15 protein-coding genes are annotated in these 14,700 nt (G+C 74.0%); 6 read left to right on the top strand and 9 right to left on the bottom strand.

From position 1 onward, the window contains the following. Window positions 1-207 precede the first annotated feature (207 nt). On the bottom strand, window positions 208-405 hold the full coding sequence (locus Sru01_RS09830) for a hypothetical protein (RefSeq protein WP_203983637.1): 198 nt from the start codon (window positions 403-405) through the stop codon (window positions 208-210). Between the two features lie 177 nt (window positions 406-582). Here Sru01_RS09830 and Sru01_RS09825 point away from each other — a divergent pair, with 177 nt between their 5' ends. Both Sru01_RS09825 and Sru01_RS09820 read left to right on the top strand, forming a co-directional pair. After that, window positions 583-1,563, top strand: a complete 981-nt coding sequence (locus Sru01_RS09825) for a GlxA family transcriptional regulator (protein WP_203983662.1) — start codon at window positions 583-585, stop codon at window positions 1,561-1,563. Window positions 1,564-1,603: 40 nt separating this feature from the next. Continuing rightward, complete coding sequence (locus tag Sru01_RS09820; protein WP_203983635.1) at window positions 1,604-2,227, top strand: DJ-1/PfpI family protein; 624 nt, start codon at window positions 1,604-1,606, stop codon at window positions 2,225-2,227. A 13-nt stretch (window positions 2,228-2,240) separates the two neighbouring features. Here Sru01_RS09820 and Sru01_RS09815 read toward each other — a convergent pair whose 3' ends face one another. After that, window positions 2,241-3,488 carry an RNA polymerase sigma factor gene (locus Sru01_RS09815; protein WP_203983634.1) on the bottom strand — a complete coding sequence of 416 codons (1,248 nt, stop codon included), beginning with the start codon at window positions 3,486-3,488 and terminating at the stop codon, window positions 2,241-2,243. After that, window positions 3,485-3,883 carry a YciI family protein gene (locus Sru01_RS09810; protein WP_203983632.1) on the bottom strand — a complete coding sequence of 133 codons (399 nt, stop codon included), beginning with the start codon at window positions 3,881-3,883 and terminating at the stop codon, window positions 3,485-3,487. Before Sru01_RS09810 ends, Sru01_RS09815 begins: the two co-directional genes overlap by 4 nt. Window positions 3,884-4,083: 200 nt before the next feature. Between Sru01_RS09810 and Sru01_RS09805 the strand changes: the two genes are divergently transcribed. After that, entirely contained in the window at window positions 4,084-4,908 is an 825-nt protein-coding gene (locus Sru01_RS09805; protein WP_203983630.1) for an amidohydrolase family protein, read from the top strand. Between the two features lie 49 nt (window positions 4,909-4,957). On the opposite strand, the gene Sru01_RS09800 is transcribed toward Sru01_RS09805, so the two are convergent. Together Sru01_RS09800 and Sru01_RS09795 are read right to left on the bottom strand one after the other, a co-directional pair. Next, a complete protein-coding gene (locus Sru01_RS09800) occupies window positions 4,958-5,701 on the bottom strand; it encodes a lysophospholipid acyltransferase family protein (RefSeq protein WP_203983628.1) in 744 nt (247 codons plus the stop codon). 102 nt (window positions 5,702-5,803) lie between these two features. After that, window positions 5,804-6,478 carry a DUF2306 domain-containing protein gene (locus tag Sru01_RS09795; protein WP_203983626.1) on the bottom strand — a complete coding sequence of 225 codons (675 nt, stop codon included), beginning with the start codon at window positions 6,476-6,478 and terminating at the stop codon, window positions 5,804-5,806. A 222-nt stretch (window positions 6,479-6,700) separates the two neighbouring features. Between Sru01_RS09795 and Sru01_RS35465 the strand changes: the two genes are divergently transcribed. After that, window positions 6,701-7,453, top strand: coding sequence for a TetR/AcrR family transcriptional regulator (locus Sru01_RS35465; protein WP_275412147.1), 753 nt, complete (start codon window positions 6,701-6,703; stop codon window positions 7,451-7,453). A 427-nt stretch (window positions 7,454-7,880) separates the two neighbouring features. Beyond that, entirely contained in the window at window positions 7,881-8,615 is a 735-nt protein-coding gene (locus Sru01_RS09785) for a dienelactone hydrolase family protein (RefSeq protein WP_203983623.1), read from the top strand. Window positions 8,616-8,649: 34 nt separating this feature from the next. Here the strand turns inward: Sru01_RS09785 and Sru01_RS09780 are convergent, their stop codons facing one another. The 3 genes from Sru01_RS09780 to Sru01_RS09770 all read right to left on the bottom strand — a co-directional run bounded on the left by Sru01_RS09780 (window position 8,650) and on the right by Sru01_RS09770 (window position 10,533). Next, complete coding sequence (locus Sru01_RS09780; RefSeq protein WP_203983622.1) at window positions 8,650-9,471, bottom strand: SDR family oxidoreductase; 822 nt, start codon at window positions 9,469-9,471, stop codon at window positions 8,650-8,652. Window positions 9,472-9,532: 61 nt separating this feature from the next. Next, window positions 9,533-10,177, bottom strand: coding sequence for a pyridoxamine 5'-phosphate oxidase family protein (locus Sru01_RS09775; RefSeq protein ID WP_203983621.1), 645 nt, complete (start codon window positions 10,175-10,177; stop codon window positions 9,533-9,535). A 101-nt stretch (window positions 10,178-10,278) separates the two neighbouring features. Beyond that, the gene (locus tag Sru01_RS09770; protein ID WP_203983620.1) at window positions 10,279-10,533 is read right to left on the bottom strand and encodes a Smr/MutS family protein; all 255 of its coding nucleotides are present in this window, start codon (window positions 10,531-10,533) and stop codon (window positions 10,279-10,281) included. Window positions 10,534-10,899: 366 nt separating this feature from the next. Between Sru01_RS09770 and Sru01_RS36160 the strand changes: the two genes are divergently transcribed. Then, window positions 10,900-14,199, top strand: a complete 3,300-nt coding sequence (locus tag Sru01_RS36160) for a S8 family serine peptidase (RefSeq protein WP_203983619.1) — start codon at window positions 10,900-10,902, stop codon at window positions 14,197-14,199. A 45-nt stretch (window positions 14,200-14,244) separates the two neighbouring features. On the opposite strand, the gene Sru01_RS09760 is transcribed toward Sru01_RS36160, so the two are convergent. Then, window positions 14,245-14,670, bottom strand: coding sequence for a nuclear transport factor 2 family protein (locus Sru01_RS09760; protein WP_203983618.1), 426 nt, complete (start codon window positions 14,668-14,670; stop codon window positions 14,245-14,247). Window positions 14,671-14,700 lie beyond the last annotated feature (30 nt).

The raw sequence follows: 14,700 nt of genomic DNA, 5'->3' as shown, positions 1-14,700 counted from the left end.
CGGCCGGTGCGCGGGGTGTCCGCGCACGCGACCGACCCCGAGCAGGCCGCCCGGCTGTGGGCGCTGTCGGCCGAGCTCACCGGCGTCGACGCCTTCGCCTGATTCCACCGCTGATTCCACCGCGGGCCGCGGCCAGGGCGACGGCCGTCCCTGATCCGCCGCGGCCGCGGCCGGCGCTTTTCGCCGGATACTCGGCGGCCGCCGTGGTCAGCCCGCGACCGCCTGGAGGAACTCGCCGAGGGCGTGGGCGCACCACCGCAGGGCGTTGGCCCCGGCGCGCACCGCCGCGCCCACCCCGTCGGCGGTGGCGTCAGGGTACTGGGCGGCGATGACGAACAGCAGCGGGATGAGCAGCAGCGTGAGGACCAGCCGCCGTCGCCACGACGACCGGTTGGTTGTGATCATGACCCCTCCTTGAGGCCGGACACGTTTCCATCCTCAGCGTGATCCGCCCGCGCCGTTCCGTGACCGGCCGAACGTCCCGCCCGGCCGGGACCAAGGCCGGACGCGGCGCCGGGCCTGGCAGGATCTGCAATATTCGTGGCGTTGCCGCCATCGGGCCGGGCCACCAGCATGGACGCCATGCAGCGGCGCGTGGTCATCGCCGTCTTCGACGGCTTCCAGTTGCTCGACCTGGCCGGGCCGGCCGACGTGTTCGGCACCGCCGGCCTGCTGGCCCGCGACGGCGGCTACCAGGTCGAGATCGCGGCCGTGCGCCCGGGCCCGGTGTCCTCGGCGTACGGTCCGGCGGTCACCGCCACCACCGCGCTGGACGCGGTCGGCGGCCCGCTCGACACGCTGCTGGTGGTGGGCGGATTCGCGGTGACCGGCCCGCTGGACCCCCTGCTGGTCGGCGGGGTGGCCGCGCTGGCGCCGGCCGCCCGGCGGGTCGCCTCGGTCTGCTCGGGGGCGTTCGTGCTCGCCGCCGCCGGACTGCTGGACGGCCGGCGGGCCACCACGCACTGGCTGGCCGCCCGCGACCTGGCGGCCCGCCACCCCGGCGTCACCGTGGACGCCGACCGCATCTACGTCGAGGACGGCCCGGTGTGGACCTCGGCGGGGGTGACCGCCGGCATCGACCTGGCCCTCGCCCTGGTCGCCCGGGACCACGGCCATGCCCTGGCCCGCGACGTCGCCCGCGGCCTGGTGGTCTACCTGCACCGGGCCGGCGGGCAGAGCCAGTTCAGCACCCCGATGCGCGCCCGGCCCCCGCGCCGCGAGCCGCTGCGCGAGCTGCAGGCGTTCATCGACGCCAACCCGGCGGCCGACCTCAGCGTGCCGGGGCTGGCCCGGCGGGCGGGCATGAGCGAGCGCCACTTCTCCCGGGTCTTCACCGCCGAACTCGGCGTGCCGCCGGGCCGGTACGTCGAGCGCAGCCGGGCCGAGGCCGCCCGGCGGCTGCTGGAGACGACCGGGCATCCGCTGGACCTGGTCGCCCGGGAGTGCGGGCTCGGCAGCCCGGAGACCCTGTACCGCGTCTTCCGCCGGCAGTGGCGGATCTCGCCCGGCGACCACCGCCGGCGATTCCAGGCCGGCGAGCGCCGGTCCGGCACCCACCGGTGAGCGGTCCCGCCACCGGAGCCCGCAACCAAGGAGATCCCCCGTGCATGTCGCGATCCCCCTCTACCCCCGGTTCACCGCGCTCGACGCGGTCGGCCCCTACACGGTGTTCGCCGTCGCCCCCGGCTGGCAGGTCACCTTCGTCGCCGCCGAGCCCGGCCCGGTCGTGGACGACCAGGGCGCTCTCGGCCTGACCGCGACCGCCGGCTACGCCGACCTCCCCCGCCCGGACGTGGTCGTCGTCCCGGGCGGGCCGGGCACCGCCGAGGCGCTGGGCGACCCGCGGCTGCTCGGCTGGATCGCCGCCGCGCACGAGCACGCCAGGTGGACGACCTCGGTGTGCAGCGGTTCGTTCCTGCTCGCCGCGGCCGGCCTGCTGGCGGGCCGGCGGGCGACGACCCACTGGGGCTGGCTCGGCGAGCTGGCCCGGTTCGGCGTCGAGCCGGTGGCCGAGCGCGTCGTGATCGACGGCTCCGTGGTCACCGCGGCCGGAGTGTCCGCCGGCATCGACATGGCCCTGACCCTGCTCGGCACGGCCGCCGGACCGGAGACGGCGCAGGCGGTGCAGCTCGCCATCGAGTACGACCCGGCGCCGCCGTTCGACGCCGGGTCGCCGCGCACCGCGCCGCCCGGGCTGGCCGAGCGGGCCCTCGCCCTCATCGGCTGAACCACCGGGCGTCTCAGCCCGACGCGGCGAGCCGGGCGGCGCGGGCGGTGAGGTGGTCGCGTTCGGGGATGCTGGTGGTGCGCCTGGCGGCCAGCCGGTAGTCGGCGAGGGCTCCGTCCCGGTCGCCGGCCATCTCCCGCAGCCGCGCCCGGGCGGCGTGGAAGCGGTGGTGGCCGGCCAGCCGCCCGCCGGCCTCCAGCTCGGCCAGCATGGCGAGCCCGGCCGGGGCGCCGTAGGCCATGGCGGCGGCGACCGCCCGGTTGAGCGAGACGACCGGGTTGCCGGACATCCGTTCCAGCAGGCCGTACAGGGCGTGGATCTGCGGCCAGTCGGTGTCGGCGGCGCTCGGGGCCTCGTCGTGCAGTGCGGCGATCGCGGCCTGCAGCTGGAAGGGGCCGGCCATGCCGCGGCCGAGCGCGGCGGTGACCAGCTCGGTGCCCTCGGCGATGGCCGCCCGGTCCCACCGGGTGCGGTCCTGCTCGTCCAGCGGGACCGGCGCGCCGTCCGGCCGGGTGCGGGCGGGACGGCGCGCGTCGGTGAGCAGCATGAGGGCGAGCAGCCCGGCCACCTCCGCCTCGCCGGGCAGCAGGGCGTGCGCCAGCCGGGCCAGCCGGATCGCCTCGCCGGACAGCTCCACCCGGTGCACGTGCGGCCCGGCGCTGCTGGTGTGCCCCTCGGTGAAGATCAGGTACAGCACGTGCAGCACCGAGCCGAGCCGCCCGGCCCGCTCGGCGGGGTCCGGCATCCGGAACGGCACGCCGGACTCCCTGATGCGGTGCTTGGCCCGGCTGATGCGCTGCGCCATGGTCGCCTCGGGCACCAGGAACGCCCGGGCGATCTCGGCGGTGGTCAGGCCGCCCACCGACCGCAGGGTGAGCGCGATCGCCGAGGACGAGGTGAGCACCGGGTGGCAGCACAGGAAGAGCATGGCGAGGGTGTCGTCCCGGTCGGCCTCGGCCGCCTCGTCCGCGGCCGGGGCGGTCCAGGCCCGCGACGGCAGCCAGGCGCCCGCGCGCTCCTCGCGGCGGCGCCGCGCCTGCTCGGCGCGCACGTGCTCGATCATCCGGCGCTGGGCGACCCGGATCAGCCAGCCGCGCGGGTCGCCGGGCGTTCCTTCGGCCGGCCACTGCGCGGCCGCGTCCAGCAGCGCCTCCTGAACGGCGTCCTCGGCGGCGTCGAAGTCGCCGTACCGGCGGGTGAGCGCGCCGACGACCCGCGGCGCCAGTTCGCGCAGCAGGTCGTCGACCGGCGGTGGCGTCACAGGTCCCCGGGCGGGCCGACCATGATCTGGCGCACCTCGATGGGCATGGCGAGCGGCGCACCGTCCGGGCCGGGCGCGGCGGAGATGGCCGCGGCGATCTCCACCGCCCGGTCCCGGGTGTCGACGTCGACGATCCAGTACCCGAACAGGAACTCCTTGGTCTCCGGGAACGGCCCGTCCAGGACGGCGGGCGCGCCGCCGGCGCCGGCCCGCACGATGAGCGCCTGGTCCGGCTCGGCCAGCCCCTGCGCCTCGACCATCTCGCCGTCCGCGTTCAGCTTGGCGTCCAGGTCCCGCATGAACGCGATGTGGGCCTCGACGTCGCCGGGCGCCCAGGTGTCCATCGGCGGGACGGTGCTCTGCGGGCCGAACTGCATCAGCAGCATGTACTTCATGTCGCGCTCCTCGCGTCCTATGGTGGCACGCCCATGTCCGGGCGTTCTCCCCCCTAGGTAGAAGCCGGCCCCGCCGTCCTCGACATCGGCCCGCCGGCACTTCCAAGATTTTTCCGGCCACCCCGGACGGCCGGCTCCGATCTCATGCTGGCAGAATCTTCTTCTGTCGACGACCAGGACGACCGGCCGGGAGAGAGAGCATGATCATCGATGTCTGGGCACAGCCGACGCTCGCCGGGCGGCCGGGCCGGCTGCCGATGCCGGAGATCACCCGGCTGTTCGAGAAGTCCGGCAGCGCGGGCCTCATCGACGCCGCGATCGGCCCGGACGAGCTGGTGAAGATGATGGACGAGGCCGGCGTGGACGTCCTGCTGCTGTCGGCCTGGCACCGGCCGGGCGGCTGGGTGATCAGCAACGACGACGTCGCCGAGTTCACCTCCCGGCACCCCGACCGCTTCCGCGGGCTGGCCGCGGTGGACCTGGCCGACCCGATGGGCGCGGTGCGCGAGCTGCGCCGGGCGGTCGAGGAGCTCGGCTTCGTGGGCCTGCGGGTGGTGCCGTGGCTGTGGGAGCTGCCGCCGGACCACCGCCTCTACTACCCGCTGTACGTGGCGTGCGTGGAGTACGGCGTGCCGTTCTGCACCCAGGTGGGGCACACCGGCCCGCTGATGCCCTCCGAGACCGGCCGCCCGGTGCCCTACCTGGATCGGGTCGCGCTGGACCTGCCGGAACTGGTGATCGTCGGCGGCCACATCGGGCACCCGTGGACCGACGAGATGATCGGTGTCGCCTGGAAGCACGACAACGTCTACATCGACACCTCGGCCTACCTGCCCCGGTACTACCCGCCGCAGCTGGTGCACTTCATGAACACCTACGGCCGGGGCAAGGTCATGTTCGGCACCAACTGGCCCCAGCTCCCGCACGACCGGGCGCTGGCGCAGGTCGCCGAGCTGCCGCTGTCACCGGAGGCACGGGCGGAGTTCCTCGGCGGCGCGGCCCGCCGGGTCTTCCGGCTCGGGTGACCGATCCGCCGGCCGGCCGCCCCTGCCCGGCGGGGCGGCCGCCGGCGGCTCAGCGCCGGCGGCGTGCCTCCAGCTCGGCGGCGTCCAGCTCGGCGGCCTCCTCGGGGGTGGGCGCGGTGCCGCCGAGGTGGGCCGGCTGCCACCAGGCGCCGGGCGGGTTCTCCGGGTAGGCGCGCTGCACCCGGTCCAGGCTCGCCGCCATCCGCTCGCGCAGCTCGGCGGTCAGCCGGGCCACGTCGTCCTGCGGTCCGGGCCGGGTGGGCGGGCCGACCTCCACGGTGACCGGGACGTGCCGCCGGGTCAGGTCCTTGGGGCGGCCCTTGGTCCACAGCCGCTGGGTGCCCCACACGGTGACCGGGATCAGCGGCACCCCGGCGGCGGCGGCCATCCGCACCGCGCCGTTCTTGATGTCCTTCACGGTGAACGACCGGCTGATGGTGGCCTCGGCGAACACGCCGACCAGCTCGCCGCCGCGCAGCGCCGCCACCGCGTGGTCGTAGGCGCCCGCCCCCGCCGCCCGGTCTACCGGGATGTGGTGCATGCCCCGCATCAGCGGCCCGGAGACCCGGTGGTCGAAGACCTCCTTCTTGGCCATGAACCGCACCAGCCGGCCGGCCGGGAGCGCGCCGTAGCCGACGAAGATGAAGTCGAGGTAGCTCACGTGGTTGCTGACGAGCACGGCGCCACCGCTGCTCGGCACGTGTTCGGCGCCGGTCACGTGGATCTTCAGGTCGAGCGCCCGGAACATTCCGCGGGCCGCGCCGATGACCAGGGGGTACACCATCTCTGCCATGACTCGAACCGTAACCTACGCGTCGGTAACCTGGGTGGCCCCGCCGCCACGCGAGGACGCACCACGCCGATCCGGGGCCGATCCGGGGCCGATCCGGGGCGGTCAGCCGGTGCCGCCGGCCGCCTCCGGGACGGCCGCCCGGCCGGCGGTGGCGCGGGCGGTGATCCTGGCCCGGCGGCGGACCGCCTCGCCGCGCTCCAGCCACCACTGCACCGCCAGCAGCGGCACCGTCCAGCCCAGCCAGCCGGCCAGCGCGGCGATGGTGAAGGTCAGCATCCGCTGGTCGCCGCCGAATAAGGTGTCCAGCTGCGGGACGAGCACGATGCCGGCGATCACGCCCCACACCCGGTTGGAGATGATGGAGAAGGTCAGCGCGAAGCTCCGCAGCATCCACCGCCGGTGCTCGGCGTACCGGCCCTGCCGCGCCATCCGGTAGCCGGTCACCGTACAGCCCAGCCAGAGCAGGGCCAGCATCACGTTGCTGACCGCGAGCACCGGCCCGAACGGGGTCCGGGCGCCGATCACCAGCCCGGCCAGCCCGGCCGGCAGCACCCCGGCGAACACGTAGGCGCGGCCGGTGAGCCGGTGCAGGGCCGGCCGGCGGCGGCGCAGCCACGGCCAGACCTGCGGCACCGCGCACATCATCGCGATCGTCGCGAACACCACGTGCGCCACCAGCAGCGGGTAGTGCGCCGCGAACCCCTCCGGCGCCGGGACCCTGGACCGGGCGGGGTCGCCGGTGAGGTAGGGCGGGAGCGAGAAGGCGACGAACGCCACCGCGAGCACCGCGAGCGGGACGACCCACGGACGCCGCCACCACCGCCGGCGTCCGGCCGGGCGAGGCCGGTGCCGCTCTGACCCGGGGGACCTGGGGGGCCTGGGGGGCGTGGGGGGCACGGTCATGAAGACTCCAGGAAGAGATCTGTGCGTATGACATACGCGCTTGCGTACAAGATACGCACGTGCGTATGTCATACGCAAGGCACTAGGATCGGTGTGGTGAGCGATGACACCCACGACGGGCTGCCCCGCGTCCTGCGGGTGCTGTGGGAGGAGCCGGCGCGGCCCCGGCGCGGCCCCGCCAACGCGCTGAACCTGGACCGGATCGTCACGGCCGCCATCGAGATCGCCGACGCCGACGGGCTGGCCGCGCTGTCGATGGCCCGGCTGGCCGACCGGCTGGGCTGCGCCACGATGTCGCTGTACCGGCACGTCGCCAACAAGGACGAGCTGCTCGCGTTCATGATGAGCATGGCACCCGGCCGGCCGCCGGAGATCGACGCCGCCGGCGGCTGGCGGGACGGGCTCACCCGGTGGTCGATCGCCCTGCGGAAGGTCTACCTGCGCCATCCGTGGATTCTGGAGATCACCGGGGTCGCGCCGGTGGATCCCGGCCAGCTCGCCTGGGTCGAGGCCGGGTTGCGCGCGTTCGGCGGCACCGCGCTCCCGCCACGCGAGCGGCTGCCGGTACTCATGCTGCTGCTGCACTACATCCGCGGCCACACCCAGATCGCGGCGGCCACGCTGCGCCCGGCCGGTGGTCCGGGCGGGCTGCCCGGCGACTACGGCGCGATCCTGGCCCGCCTGGTGCGGCCGGACCGGTTCCCCGCGCTGGCCGAGGTGCTCCAGGCCGGCACCTTCACCGCCCCCTCACCCGCCGTCTCCCCGCAGGAGGAACTGCGGGCCGACTTCGTTCAGGGCCTGGACCGCATCCTCGACGGCGTCGCCGTCCAGCTCGGGCACGCCGGGTAGCCCGGTGCCACCCGTTCCGGCGGCCACGGGGTTATGCTCGAACCGAGGAAGCGATCGAATGCCTGAACGCCTTCGGCCACGACGTGCCCGCCTCGGCGCGGGTGCCCGGGCTCTGCGCACGGCCGACCGCTTCCTCGCCATTTGGGCGGCCGCGACGATCCCGCTCCGGCCCTCCCACGCCCGGCGCCCACGTCCAGAAAGTCCACGCCCGGCCGCGCCGGCTCTGCCCGCCGGGCTAGACTGTGCGGCCATGACCACCGGGACGGCCTCGCGCCACACACGGATCGGTGACCCGGTGCTCTCCTGAGCGCCGCACGGGCCGCCGGTGCGGGCCCGCTGTTCGATCAAAGATCCCGCGCCGTCGCGCGCGGTCCACCTCCGTCGTATCGATCACAAGCTCGACACATCGACTACGACTGGAGACGTCATGCCCACCATAAGTCTGCAGATTCCCACCACCGACGGTCAGGCCGACGCTTTCGCCGCCTTCCCCGGCGGTGGCGGCCGGCACCCCGGGGTGCTGATGTACCCGGACGGCTTCGGCATCCGGCCCGTACTGCGGGAGATGGCCCATGAACTGGCCGGGCACGGATACTACGTACTCGTCCCCAACTTCCTCTACCGGCATGGCCCGGCACCGGTGATCGAACTTCCCGCGCACATCGGCGAAGATGTGCGGCCCGCGGTCATGGCCCGGCTGATGCCTTTGATCCAGGCGCACACCACCGAACGTGTCCTGCGCGACGCCGACGCCTACCTTAGGTTCCTCACCAGCCGGCCCGAGGTCGGCGCCGGACCGGTCGCGGTGACCGGCTACTGCCTGGGCGGCCTGCTGGCCGTGCGCACCGCCGTGGCCTACCCAGGCCAGGTCGCGGCCGTCGCCGGATTCCACGCCCCGGTGGGCGCGGTCGGGCCCGGCGGCCTCGCCGAACTCACCGCCCAGGTCCACTTCGGCCACGCCGAGACCGACATCACGCCCGAGGCTCTCGGCGAGCTCAACCGGTCCCTCGACGCCGCGGGTGTCGACCACACCTCCGAGATCTACCCCGGCACCGTCCACGGCTTCACCATGTCCGACACCGACGCCTTCGACCCCGCCGGGCTGCAGCGCCACTGGGACCGCCTGCTCCCCCTCCTTCACCGCACCCTGGCCGGCGGCTGAGGCTCGGTCTCCTCGCCCCGCCGACCGGCGGATCTCAACGGAGGAACTCGGGGGCGCCGCGCAGCCGGGTGCGCAGCAGCCGCGCGGTGGCGGCGCAGTCCAGCCGCACGTCCAGCGCCCGGCCCGGCGCGGCCCCGCGCGGCGCGGCCGGCAGCGCGCCGGGGTCCAGACCGTCCCGGCGGGCGATCAGCCGGCCGAGCTCGTGCCGGCTCACCGCGTCGGCGCCGGCCACATGACACATGCCCTGGTGGCCGCGGTGCGCGAGTTCCAGCAGGGCGGCGGCCAGGTCGGCGACGTGCACCGGGCAGCGCACCTCGTCGGTGAACAGCACCTTGTCCCGCTCGCGGCCGGCCGCCAGCGCGTGCACCAGTTCCTCGTGCGGCGAGTCGCCGTGGTCGCCGATGATCAGCGAGGTGCGGGCGATCACGGCGTCCGGCGCGACGGCCCGCACCGCCACCTCGGCCGCCGCCTTGGCCGCGCCGTACGGCGTCCCGGGATCGGGGACGGCGGTCTCGGCGTAGGTGACCGCCGCGCCGGAGAACACCGCGTCGCTGGAGACGTGCACCAGCCGGGCACCGGTCGCCGCCGCGGCCAGCGCGACATGGGCGGCGCCGTCCGCGGTGACCGCCCAGTCGGCCTGGCGGTAGGCGGCGTTGACGATCATGTCCGGCCGCGCCGCGCGGACCGAGACGGGCACCGCGTCCCGATCACGTACGTCGAGCGGCGTCCACGTCACCTCCGGCGCGGCGCCGGGTCGGGTCAGGTACGTCGCCATGACCTGGTACCCCGCCGCCACACCCTGCCGGACGAGTTCGCGGCCGAGCAGGCCGCTGCCACCGATCACCATGATCCGCATGGCTCGCCACCGTAGCGGGACAGGGCGGCCGCCGGTGGGCCGATGATTCCGCCGGGCCGGGTCAGGGCCGGTGGGACTTGTAGAGGCGGGTGGCGTACTGGGCGCCGTAGTAGGTCTGCAGTTCCTCCAGCGACTCCTCGGTGCGCTGGACGCTCTTGACGATGGCGGCGTGCGAGGGGAGTTCCTCGGGCGTCCAGGTCTCCGGCTTCCACAGCTTCGACCGCAGGAACGCCTTGGGGCAGTGGAAGAAGATCTGCTCGATGTCCACCACCAGCGCCAGCTGCGGCCGGTGGCCCTTGACCACCATGTCGTCGAGGAACGGCGCCTCGCGGACCAGCCGGGCCCGGCCGTTGATGCGCAGCGTCTCGTCGCGGCCGGGCACCAGGTAGATCAGGCCGACGTGCGGGTTGCGCAGGATGTTGAGGAACCCGTCGGCCCGGCGGTTGCCGGGGCGCTCGGGGATCGCGATGGTCGCGTCGTCCAGCACCAGGGTGAAGCCGGGCGGGTCACCCTTGGGCGAGACGTCACAGGTGCCGTCCGCGCCGGCCGTGGCGATCAGGCAGAACGGGGAGAGGGCGAGCCACTCCTTGTCGCGGTCGTGCAGCCGCACCCGCTCCTTGGCCACCGCCCTGGGCATCGGTGCGCCGAGCAGCTCCCGCAGCTCGGCCTCGTCGGTGATCTCCGCCATTCCGGTGACCGGCCCCATCGGCTCCCCCTCGCGACAGCCATGATCGAACTTCCTGAGCAGCCTATCGCGCGGAGTTAGGCCAGGTATATCGAGTTACCGACACCTTGTGATGACTTGCGTCACTTCCAGCGGAAGTACACGAAAAGTCGGCCGTGGTTCTTGGCGTCCTTGTCGATACGGTGATAGAGGGCTTTGATCTCCTTCTGGTCCAGGAACCGCAGCACCTTCTTCTTCAGCTGGCCCGAGCCCTTGCCGGGGATGATCTCGACCTCGGTGGCCTTCTTGCGGACCGCCTCCTGGATGATGCCGTGCAGCGCGCGGTCGATCTCCGCGCCCCGGTTGTAGATGTCGTGGAGATCAAGCTTCAGCTTCACCCGCCCGATTCTACGGGAGCGGGGTTGGACCGTTCCGCGAACTGCGGTTTTCACAGTAATTAACTGCTACACCACCATATTTAGTCAGATATTGCCGCCAGGTCCACCCTTGGACCGATCTAGGCGCGCACCCGGCTCCGCTCTAGACTCCCGACTGTTCCGGTCACCCCGCCCCCGAGGGCGACCGGACGCTCGTCGCCCGGCGGGGAGGGTGGGGTCCCTTCCCGCGTGCCACGCGGGGCGACGCGGCTCCTCCATGCCCGCCGGCCGGTGGGCCCATGGTGTCGACCAGGAGGTGCCGTGCCGAGCAAGTTCTCCGCCTTAACCGCCCGACCGCTCCCCGGCCGCCGCGCTCTCGCGGCCGGCGTGGGTCTGGCCACCGCCGTGCTGGCGCTGTCCGCGCCGGCCGCCGCCGATCCGGTACCGACGCCGGCGGCCGCGTCCACCGCCAAATGGACGGCCACCCCGCTCGTCCCGGCCGGCCGGATCCAGGGCGCCAGGTCGCCGAGCGGCCGGCTGGCCCGCAGCGACGCGGCGCTGCTCAGGTCGACCTCCCCCGCGCCGGTGAACGTGGTCGTCAAGCTCGACTACGACTCGCTGGCCGCCTACAAGGGCGGCCTCCCGGGCCTGGCGGGCACCAGCCCGCAGGTCACCGGCCGGCGCCTGGACCCGGGCGGCACGGCGGCCAGGAAGTACACCAGGCACATCGAGGGCGTCGAGAACACCTTCCTCGGCGAGCTCGGCCGGCGGCTGCCCGGTGCCCGCGCCGGGCAGCGGATCCGCACGGTGTACGGCGGCATCGCGCTGACCCTGCCGGCGAACAAGGCCGCCGAGCTGCTGAAACTGCCCGGGGTGGCCGCCGTCCAGCAGGACCGCCCGCAGCGATTGCTCACCGACGCGAGCGCGTCGTTCATCGGCGCCCCGGCGATCTACCAGAAGCTCGGCGGCGACGCCTCCTCCGGCAAGGGCGTCATCTTCGCCAGCCTGGACTCCGGCGCCTGGCCCGAGCACCCGTCGTTCGCCGACCCGGGCGGCCTGCCCGCTCCCCCGCCGACCGAGGACGGCGCCCCGCGCGAGTGCGACTTCGGCGACAACCCGCTCACCCCGGCCGCCGACCCGTTCACCTGCAACGACAAGCTCATCGGCGGTCGCGCGTTCCTGGAGACCTACAACGCGGTGATCGGCGGGGACGTCTACCCCGACAGCGCCCGCGACTCCAATGGTCATGGCACGCACACCGCCACCACCACGGCCGGCCGCCCGGTGGCCGACGCGAACCCGCTCGGCATCGGCCGCGGCCCGATCCACGGCATCGCGCCCGCCGCGGCGGTGTCGGTCTACAAGGTCTGCGGCGCGGAGGGCTGCTTCCCGTCCGACTCGGCGGCGGCCATCGGCCGGGCCGTCCTGGACGGCGCCCGTGTCATCAACTTCTCGATCTCCGGCGGAGCCGACCCCTACGCCGACCCGGTGGAGCTGGCGTTCCTGGACGCCTACGCGGCCGGCGTGTTCGTCGCCGCCTCGGCCGGCAACGCCGGGCCCGGCGCGAACACCACCGACCACCGCGGGCCGTGGGTGACGACGGTCGCCGCCTCCACCCAGGAGCGCACCTTCCGCTCGACCGTGACGCTGTCCGGCGGCGGCGCCACCGCCACCGTGTCCGGCGCCTCGATCACCGGCGGCGTCGCGACCCCGCTGCCGGTGGTCTCGGCCGCGGCACCCCCGTACGCCGACCCGCTGTGCGTGAACCCGGCGCCCCCCGGGCTGTTCAGCGGCAAGATCGTCGTCTGCCAGCGCGGGCCGAACCGGGTACTGAAGAGCTTCAACGTCCGGCAGGGCGGCGCGGCCGGCATGATCCTCTACAACGCGACGCCGCTGGACGTGATGACCGACAATCACTGGCTGCCCACCGTCCATCTCGACCAGCCGGACGGGGCGGCCCTGCTCGCCTTCCTCGCCGCGCACCCCGGGGCGACCGCGAGCTTCACTCCCGGCACGAAGACCACCTGGCAGGGCGACGCCATGACCACGTTCTCCTCGCGGGGGCCGGGCGGCGACTTCCTCAAGCCGGACGTCACCGCCCCCGGCCTGCACATCCTCGCCGGCCAGACCCCGACCCCCGAATCACCGCTGGAGGGGCCGCCCGGCAACCTCTACCAGGTGATCGCCGGCACCTCGATGTCCGCCCCGCACGTCGCCGGGGCCGCCGCGCTGCTGTTCGCGCTGCACCCGGACTGGACGCCCGGCCAGGTCAAGTCCGCGCTGGAGACCACGGCCACGACCGCGGTGACCAAGCAGGACCGGACCACGCCGGCCGACCCGTTCGACTACGGCGGCGGGCGCATCGACCTGACCAAGGCGGGCGACCCCGGCCTGACCCTGGACGAGACCGCCGCCGCGTTCACCGCCTCGGCCGCCGACCCGCTGAACCGGATCGACCTCAACCTGCCGTCGGTGAACGCGCCGACCATGCCGGGCGTCATCACCGCCACCCGGACGGTCACCAACGTCTCGGGCAAGACGCTCACCTACACCGCTTCGGGCACCGCGCCCAAGGGCGCCGCGGTGGCGGTGCTGCCCCCGCTGTTCACCGTCAAGCCCGGCAGGTCGGCCAAGATCAAGGTGGTGATCACCGCGCCGGAGCTGCCGGACGGCCAGTACTTCGGCCAGGTCGACCTCAAACAGGTCGGCGGCTCCCGGCACCTGCACCTGCCGGTGGCGTTCTTCCGCCAGGAAGGCGCGGTGCCGGTCGACCAGACCTGCGTCCCGGCGACCATCGCCAAGGGCACCGGCGAGTCCACCTGCACGGTCACCGTGGAGAACACCACGCTGAAGGACGCCAAGGTGACCGCGCTCAGCACGCTGGACGCCCGGCTGCGGCTGGCCGGCGTGACCGGCGCCACCCAGGTGGGGAGCCAGATCGCCACCGCGACGGCCACGCTGCCGGCCCGCCAGCCGGACGAGCCCGGCATCGCGCCGGGAACCGGCCCGGCCGGTTACCTGCCGCTGGACGCCTTCGGCATCGCCCCGACACCGATCGGCGACGAGGAGTCGATCAACTTCACCGTGCCGGCGTTCAGCTACGCGGGCCGGACCTACACCCGGATCGGCGTGGTGTCCAACGGCTACAGCGTGCCCGGCGGCACCGCCGGGTCCGACGACATCGGCTACGCGCCGCAGAACCTGCCGGACCCGGCGCCGCCGAACAACGTGCTGGCCGCCTACTGGACCGACCTGGACGGCACCGGCGCCCCCGGCGTGTACGCCGGGACGCTCAGCGACGGGGTGTCGGACTGGCTGGTCCTGGAGTGGCGGGTCCGGCTGTACGGGCAGAGCTCGCTGAAGGTCTTCCAGCAGTGGATCGGGCTGAACGGCACCGAGGACATCACCTACTCCTACGACCCGGGCAACCTGCCCGGTGACCCCGGCGCCACCTATGGCCTGACCGTCGGCGCGGAGAACGCCGAGGGCAACGCCGGCGGGCAGATCTCCGGGCCGCCGGTCGAGGACTACCGGATCAGCAGCACCCCCGGCGCCCCCGGCGGCAGGCTGACCTACACCATGAAGGTGAGGGGCGCCGCCACCGGCGTCGGCTCGGTCACCACCGCGACCTCCACCCCCGAGGTCAAGGGCATCACCATCGAAGTGGACAAGATCACCGTCCAGTGACCCGAGCGGGGCCGGCCACCCCGGCCGGCCCCGCTACCGGGCGGGTCAGCCGCGGCGGGCGGGGGGCCAGCCGTGACCCCAGCCGGACTGGATCATGGTCTGGAACGCCCAGCCATCCTCGGTGCGGACCAGCAGGTCCGCGTAGTGCATGCTCTGCCGCTCCCCTTCGATCGTCATGGTGGCGTCGGTCTCCACCACCACCAGGTTCGGGCTGAGGAAATGCGGCGTCCGCTTGGAGGTCAGCTCCAGCCCCGCGGTGCCACCGCCCATCGCCTCCTTCATCGCCGCCAGGTACTCGGCCCGCGTCCACTGCCGGACCGCCGCGTGGCCGCCGGGGACGTCGGTGGCCAGGTTCATCGGGAACACCGCCAGGTCGGCGAGCTTCTCCGTCTCCCCTCGCTCGGCCAGCGCGTCGTACTCCGCGAACCACGCCTCGACGGCCCGCACCTCTTCGTCGCTCGGCTGGTACACCTGCGCCCTCCCCTACTCCGTACGTTGTAC

The sequence above is a fragment of the Sphaerisporangium rufum genome (genome assembly GCF_016863395.1).
Taxonomy (GTDB): domain Bacteria; phylum Actinomycetota; class Actinomycetes; order Streptosporangiales; family Streptosporangiaceae; genus Sphaerisporangium; species Sphaerisporangium rufum.
Note: the sequence above shows the minus strand (reverse complement) of the source record. Positions and strands in the feature narration are given on the sequence as shown.

What these genes read in the sequence shown, in the direction of transcription:
- Sru01_RS09830 (WP_203983637.1), bottom strand. Translation starts at nt 405, where the DNA reads ATGATCACAACCAACCGGTCGTCGTGGCGACGGCGGCTGGTCCTCACG.
- Sru01_RS09825 (WP_203983662.1), top strand. Translation starts at nt 583, where the DNA reads ATGCAGCGGCGCGTGGTCATCGCCGTCTTCGACGGCTTCCAGTTGCTC.
- Sru01_RS09810 (WP_203983632.1), bottom strand. Translation starts at nt 3,883, where the DNA reads ATGAAGTACATGCTGCTGATGCAGTTCGGCCCGCAGAGCACCGTCCCG.
- Sru01_RS09805 (WP_203983630.1), top strand. Translation starts at nt 4,084, where the DNA reads ATGATCATCGATGTCTGGGCACAGCCGACGCTCGCCGGGCGGCCGGGC.
- Sru01_RS09800 (WP_203983628.1), bottom strand. Translation starts at nt 5,701, where the DNA reads ATGGCAGAGATGGTGTACCCCCTGGTCATCGGCGCGGCCCGCGGAATG.
- Sru01_RS09785 (WP_203983623.1), top strand. Translation starts at nt 7,881, where the DNA reads ATGCCCACCATAAGTCTGCAGATTCCCACCACCGACGGTCAGGCCGAC.
- Sru01_RS09780 (WP_203983622.1), bottom strand. Translation starts at nt 9,471, where the DNA reads ATGCGGATCATGGTGATCGGTGGCAGCGGCCTGCTCGGCCGCGAACTC.
- Sru01_RS09775 (WP_203983621.1), bottom strand. Translation starts at nt 10,177, where the DNA reads ATGGGGCCGGTCACCGGAATGGCGGAGATCACCGACGAGGCCGAGCTG.